Annotated in this window: 11 protein-coding genes; all 11 read left to right on the forward strand. The window is 68.8% G+C overall.

Annotated features, from left to right (window positions below):
• The first annotated feature begins 273 nt into the window (after positions 1-273).
• Genes rpsJ through rpsQ form a run of 11 tightly spaced genes read left to right on the forward strand, consistent with a single transcriptional unit; the run spans position 274 to position 5554 of the window.
• Positions 274-582, forward strand: coding sequence for a 30S ribosomal protein S10 (gene rpsJ, locus DRB06_RS03370; protein ID WP_003786051.1), 309 nt, complete (start codon positions 274-276; stop codon positions 580-582).
• A gap of 11 nt (positions 583-593) precedes the next feature.
• A complete protein-coding gene (rplC, locus tag DRB06_RS03375) occupies positions 594-1256 on the forward strand; it encodes a 50S ribosomal protein L3 (protein ID WP_073327555.1) in 663 nt (220 codons plus the stop codon).
• Between the two features lie 4 nt (positions 1257-1260).
• Positions 1261-1908, forward strand: coding sequence for a 50S ribosomal protein L4 (rplD, locus tag DRB06_RS03380; RefSeq protein WP_073327554.1), 648 nt, complete (start codon positions 1261-1263; stop codon positions 1906-1908).
• Positions 1905-2210 (forward strand): 50S ribosomal protein L23, encoded by a 306-nt coding sequence (rplW, locus tag DRB06_RS03385; protein ID WP_073327552.1) that lies wholly within the window; start codon positions 1905-1907, stop codon positions 2208-2210. Before rplD ends, rplW begins: the two co-directional genes overlap by 4 nt.
• A gap of 21 nt (positions 2211-2231) precedes the next feature.
• A complete protein-coding gene (gene rplB, locus DRB06_RS03390) occupies positions 2232-3068 on the forward strand; it encodes a 50S ribosomal protein L2 (RefSeq protein WP_073327550.1) in 837 nt (278 codons plus the stop codon).
• A gap of 12 nt (positions 3069-3080) precedes the next feature.
• A complete protein-coding gene (gene rpsS, locus DRB06_RS03395) occupies positions 3081-3359 on the forward strand; it encodes a 30S ribosomal protein S19 (protein ID WP_073327549.1) in 279 nt (92 codons plus the stop codon).
• A gap of 32 nt (positions 3360-3391) precedes the next feature.
• Positions 3392-3769 carry a 50S ribosomal protein L22 gene (gene rplV / locus DRB06_RS03400; protein WP_108966216.1) on the forward strand — a complete coding sequence of 126 codons (378 nt, stop codon included), beginning with the start codon at positions 3392-3394 and terminating at the stop codon, positions 3767-3769.
• Complete coding sequence (rpsC, locus tag DRB06_RS03405; protein ID WP_073327546.1) at positions 3769-4572, forward strand: 30S ribosomal protein S3; 804 nt, start codon at positions 3769-3771, stop codon at positions 4570-4572. The genes rplV and rpsC overlap by 1 nt, the downstream gene beginning before the upstream one ends.
• A gap of 3 nt (positions 4573-4575) precedes the next feature.
• On the forward strand, positions 4576-4995 hold the full coding sequence (gene rplP, locus DRB06_RS03410; RefSeq protein WP_073327544.1) for a 50S ribosomal protein L16: 420 nt from the start codon (positions 4576-4578) through the stop codon (positions 4993-4995).
• Positions 4995-5246, forward strand: a complete 252-nt coding sequence (rpmC, locus tag DRB06_RS03415) for a 50S ribosomal protein L29 (RefSeq protein WP_073327542.1) — start codon at positions 4995-4997, stop codon at positions 5244-5246. Before rplP ends, rpmC begins: the two co-directional genes overlap by 1 nt.
• A gap of 20 nt (positions 5247-5266) precedes the next feature.
• On the forward strand, positions 5267-5554 hold the full coding sequence (gene rpsQ / locus DRB06_RS03420; protein WP_234416191.1) for a 30S ribosomal protein S17: 288 nt from the start codon (positions 5267-5269) through the stop codon (positions 5552-5554).
• The last annotated feature ends 124 nt before the right edge of the window (positions 5555-5678 follow it).

The following is a 5678-nucleotide window of genomic DNA, read 5'->3' on the forward strand; positions in this document are numbered from 1 at the left end:
CGTGGACCCGTGCGCGGTCTCACAGGCCCTGCGGGCCTGCTCGGCTTTCGCATGCGGGCGCGGCGCTGATAACGTAGGCCAGCCGGCGGGCCAACGCCCGCTCCGGCCGCACCGGGGGCCCACCCCGGAATCCAGTCTGACGGACCCGATCGCCATCGGGATTCCGTGTGTCCAGACCGGCTCACCAGCCCTTGACCGGGCCGAGGTGCGCGTCGCACTGCGACACGCCCGAGCGCGTGGACCGGTCACCGAAAGCAAGAGAGGTTAGGCGCCATGGCGGGACAGAAGATCCGCATCCGGCTCAAGTCCTACGACCACGAGGTCATCGACTCCTCGGCGCGCAAGATCGTCGACGTCGTGACCCGCGCGGGCGCGACGGTCGTGGGCCCAGTGCCGCTGCCGACCGAGAAGAACGTGTTCTGCGTCATCCGGTCGCCCCACAAGTACAAGGACAGCCGCGAGCACTTCGAGATGCGTACGCACAAGCGGCTGATCGACATCGTCGACCCGACGCCGAAGGCCGTCGACTCGCTCATGCGTCTCGACCTGCCGGCCGACGTCAACATTGAGATCAAGCTCTGAGGACTGAAGCCATGACTACCAACCAGCGGTCCGCCGCGCCCATCAAGGCGCTGCTCGGCACCAAGCTCGGCATGACTCAGGTCTGGGACGAGAACGGCGCCCTGCGTCCGGTCACGGTCGTGCGCGTGGACCCCAACGTCGTCACCCAGATCCGCACCGTCGAGAACGACGGCTACGAGGCCGTCCAGCTCGCCTTCGGCGAGATCGATGAGCGCAAGGTAACCAAGCCGCTCGCTGGCCACTTCGCCAAGGCCGGCGTCACCCCCCGCCGCCACGTCGCCGAGGTGCGCACCTCGCTCGCCGGCGAGTTCGCGCCCGGCCAGGAGCTCGCGGCCGACACCTTCGAAGTCGGCCAGCTGGTCGACGTCACCGGCACCTCGAAGGGTAAGGGCTTCGCCGGCACCATGAAGCGCCACGGCTTCTCCGGCGTCGGCGCCTCCCACGGTGCCCACCGCAACCACCGCAAGCCCGGCTCCGTCGGCGCCTGCGCCACCCCGGGCCGCATCTTCAAGGGCCTGCGCATGGCCGGCCGCATGGGCCACGCGACCACGACCGTCCAGAACCTCAAGGTCCGCGGCGTCGACACCGAAAAGGGCGTGCTGCTCATGGGCGGCGCCATCCCCGGCCCCAAGGGCTCCGTGGTCGTCATCCGCACCGCCGTGAAGGGAGCCTGACACCATGGCAGACACCATCACCGTCGACGTCGTCGACTCCACCGGAGCCAAGACCGGCACCGTGGAGCTGCCCGGCGAGATCTTCGACGTCGAGCTCAACATCCCGCTGATGCACCAGGTCGTCGTGGCCCAGCTGGCCGCGGCCCGCCAGGGCACCCACGCCACCAAGACCCGCGGCATGGTCCGCGGCGGTGGCCGCAAGCCCTACCGACAGAAGGGCACCGGCCGCGCCCGCCAGGGCTCCATCCGCGCCCCCCAGTTCACCGGCGGCGGTACCGTGCACGGCCCGCAGCCGCGCGACTACTCCCAGCGCACCCCGAAGAAGATGAAGGCCGCCGCCCTGCGCTCGGCCTTGTCCGACCGGGCCCGTAACGGCCGCATCCACGTCATCACCGAGTTCGTCACCTCCGAGAAGCCGTCCACCAAGTCGGCCCTCGCCGCCCTGCGCAACCTCACGGACCGCCCCAAGTCCCTGGTGGTCGCCACCGGCACCGACGAACTCACCCGACTCAGCCTGCGCAACGCCCCCGAGGCGCACGTGCTCAAGGCCGACCAGCTGAACACCTACGACGTCCTCAACTCCGACGACGTCGTCTTCACCGCCGCCGCCCTGGACGACTTCCTCGGCAAGGGTGAGGAGGAGTCCAAGTGAGCTTCGTAAAGAGCAAGAACCCCCGCGACGTGATTATTGCGCCGGTCGTCTCCGAGAAGTCGTACACCTGCATGGATCGCGGGCAGTACACCTTCGTCGTGGCCCCCGACGCCAACAAGACCGAGATCAAGATCGCCATCGAGTCCATCTTCGATGTCAAGGTCGCCTCGGTGAACACGCTCAACCGCCGCGGCAAGACCCGCCGCACCCGCACGGGCATCGGCAAGTCGAAGGACACCAAGCGCGCGATCGTGACTCTGCGCGAGGGCACCATCGACATCTTCGGCGACGTGACGGACTGACACGGAAGGTAGAAGATCGAGATGGCAATCCGTAAGTACAAGCCGACGACCCCCGGTCGCCGCGGCTCGTCGGTCGCCGACTTCAGCGAGCTGACCCGCAACCGCCCCGAGAAGTCGCTGGTCCGGCCGCTGAGCAAGACCGGTGGCCGCAACTCCTCCGGGCGCATCACCACCCGTCACAAGGGTGGCGGTCACAAGCGCGCCTACCGGCTGATCGACTTCCGCCGGCACGACAAGGACGGCGTGCCCGCCAAGGTCGCGCACATCGAGTACGACCCGAACCGCACCGCCCGCATCGCCCTGCTGCACTACGCCGACGGCGAGAAGCGCTACATCCTGGCCCCCAACGGCCTGCGCCAGGGTGACCGGATCGAGGCCGGCCCCGAGGCCGACATCAAGCCGGGCAACTGCCTGCCGCTGCGCAACATCCCCACCGGTACCGTGGTGCACGCCGTCGAGCTGCGCCCCGGCGGTGGCGCCAAGATCGCCCGCAGCGCCGGCACCTCGGTGCAGCTGGTCGCCAAGGAGGGCAAGTACGCGCAGCTGCGCATGCCCTCCGGCGAGATCCGCAACGTCGAGGCCGCCTGCCGGGCGACCATCGGCGAGGTCGGCAACGCCGAGCAGTCCAACATCAACTGGGGCAAGGCCGGCCGCATGCGCTGGAAGGGCGTCCGCCCGACCGTGCGCGGTGTGGTCATGAACCCGGTGGACCACCCCCACGGTGGTGGTGAGGGCCGCACCTCTGGTGGTCGCCACCCCGTCTCGCCCTGGGGCAAGCCTGAGGGCCGTACCCGTCGTCCCAACAAGTCCAGTGACCGGCTCATCGTGCGCCGTCGCCGGACCGGCAAGAAGCGCTGATAGGAGCCAGTCATGTCGCGAAGCCTTAAGAAGGGCCCCTTCGTCGACGACCACCTGCAGAAGAAGGTGGACGCCCAGAACGAGCAGGGCACCAAGAACGTCATCAAGACCTGGTCCCGGCGTTCGATGATCACGCCGGACTTCATCGGGCACACCTTCGCCGTCCACGACGGCCGCAAGCACGTCCCGGTGTTCGTTACCGAGTCCATGGTGGGCCACAAGCTCGGTGAGTTCGCTCCCACCCGTACCTTCCGTGGGCACGTCAAGGACGACCGCAAGGCGCGTCGCTGACGGGCGCCGGAGAGTTTGAGAGGCTAAGAATCATGGAAGCCAAGGCGCAGGCCAAGTACGTGCGCTGCACGCCGATGAAGGCACGCCGGATCGTGGACCAGGTCCGCGGCAAGCGCGCCGTCGACGCCGTGGGCGTGCTGCGTTTCGCACCGCAGTCCGCTGCAGTGCCCGTCCGCAAGGTCATCGAGTCCGCTATCGCCAACGCCCGGTACAAGGCCGAGCGCGACGGCGAGCGCTTCAACGAGAACGACCTGTTCATCACCGAGGTGTACGCCGACGAGGGCCCGACCCTCAAGCGGTTCCGCCCGCGCGCCCAGGGACGCGCGGCCCGGATCCTCAAGCGCACCAGTCACATCACCGTCGTCGTCGGCGACCGCGCCGACACCGCCAAGCAGGAAGGAGCCCGGTAATGGGGCAGAAGGTCAACCCGACCGGTTTCCGCCTGGGCATCACCACGGACCACCGCTCCCGCTGGTTCGCCGACTCCACCAAGCCCGGTCAGCGCTACCGCGACTTCGTGGACGAGGACGTCAAGATCCGGCGCCTCATGGAGAACGGCATGGAGCGCGCCGGCATCTCCAAGGTCGACATTGAGCGCACCCGCGACCGGGTCCGCGTCGACCTGCACACCGCCCGCCCCGGCATCGTCATCGGGCGTCGCGGCGTGGAGGCCGAGCGCCTGCGCGGCCAGCTGGAGAAGCTGACCGGCAAGCAGGTTCAGCTCAACATCCTCGAGGTCCGCAACCCCGACCTGGACGCGCAGCTGGTCGCCCAGGGCATCGCCGAGCAGCTCGCCAGCCGCGTCTCCTTCCGCCGCGCCATGCGCCGCGGACTGCAGTCGGCCATGCGCGCCGGCGCCAAGGGTGTGCGCGTGCAGTGCTCCGGCCGCCTCGGCGGCGCGGAGATGAGCCGCAGCGAGTTCTACCGCGAGGGGCGCGTGCCGCTGCACACCCTGCGGGCCAACATCGATTACGGCTTCTACGAGGCCAAGACCACCTTCGGCCGCATCGGCGTGAAGGTGTGGATCTACAAGGGCGACATGACCGAGCGCGAGTTCGCCCGCCAGCAGGCCGAGTCCGCCCCGCGCGGCCGCGGCCGTGGTGAGCGCCGCGGCGGCCGCCGCGGTGAGCGCGCCCCGCGCCAGAACGAGCAGCAGGCCGAGCAGGCGCCGGCCACCGAGAACGCTGCCCCCGATCAGGGAACGGAGGCCTGAGCCGTGCTCATCCCCCGCCGGACCAAGTACCGCAAGCAGCACCGCCCGCACCGTTCGGGCATGTCCAAGGGCGGCAACCAGATCGCCTTCGGCGACTACGGCATCCAGGCCCTCGAGCCCGCCTACGTCACCAACCGGCAGATCGAGGCGGCCCGTATCGCCATGACCCGCCACATCAAGCGCGGCGGCAAGGTGTGGATCAACATCTTCCCGGACCGTCCGCTGACCAAGAAGCCCGCCGAGACCCGTATGGGTTCCGGTAAGGGCGCCCCGGAGTGGTGGATCGCCAACGTCAAGCCCGGACGCATCATGTTCGAGCTCGGCGGCGTCGACGTCGACCTGGCCCGCGAGGCCATGCGTCGCGCCCAGGCGAAGCTGCCGATGAAGACCCGTTTCGTGACCCGTGAGGGTGGTGACATCTGATGGCTATCGGTTCCAAGGGGCTCACCCCCGCAGACCTCGACGCCATGGACGACGAGCGCCTCGCCGAGGAGCTGTCCAAGGCCAAGACGGAGCTGTTCAACCTCCGGTTCGCGTCCGCGACCGGGCAGCTGGAGGACCACGGCCGCATGAAGGCCGTGCGTCGCGACATTGCCCGCATCTACACCATTGTGCGCGAGCGCGAGCTCGGCATCCGCACCGCTCCGAGCACTCAGGAGGAGGACGCCAAGTGAGCGAACAGACCACTGACAACGTGACCGCCGGCGAGCAGGCCGGCACCGACGCCCCCCAGCGCAACCACCGCAAGGTGCGCCGTGGCTACGTCGTGTCCGACAAGATGCAGAAGACCATCGTCGTCGAGGTGGAGGAGCGTTATAAGCACTCCCTGTACGGCAAGGTTCTGCGCCGCTCGAAGAAGTTCAAGGTCCACGACGAGCACAACGACGCCCACCCCGGCGACCTCGTGCTGATCATGGAGACCCGGCCGCTGAGCGCCACCAAGCGTTGGCGACTGGTGGAGATCCTCGAGAAGGCCAAGTGATTCGTCGCTGGGACCGGTAGGCCATCGGGTCGCGGTCCCGCACGGGCTTCACCACACAACGACGACGCCGCAGCCTCCGGGGCAGCCCGGGCTGCGGCGTCGTCGTATTAGGCGGAGAGCTATC

Source organism: Actinomyces sp. Z5 (genome assembly GCF_003287795.1).
GTDB lineage: Bacteria > Actinomycetota > Actinomycetes > Actinomycetales > Actinomycetaceae > Actinomyces > Actinomyces glycerinitolerans.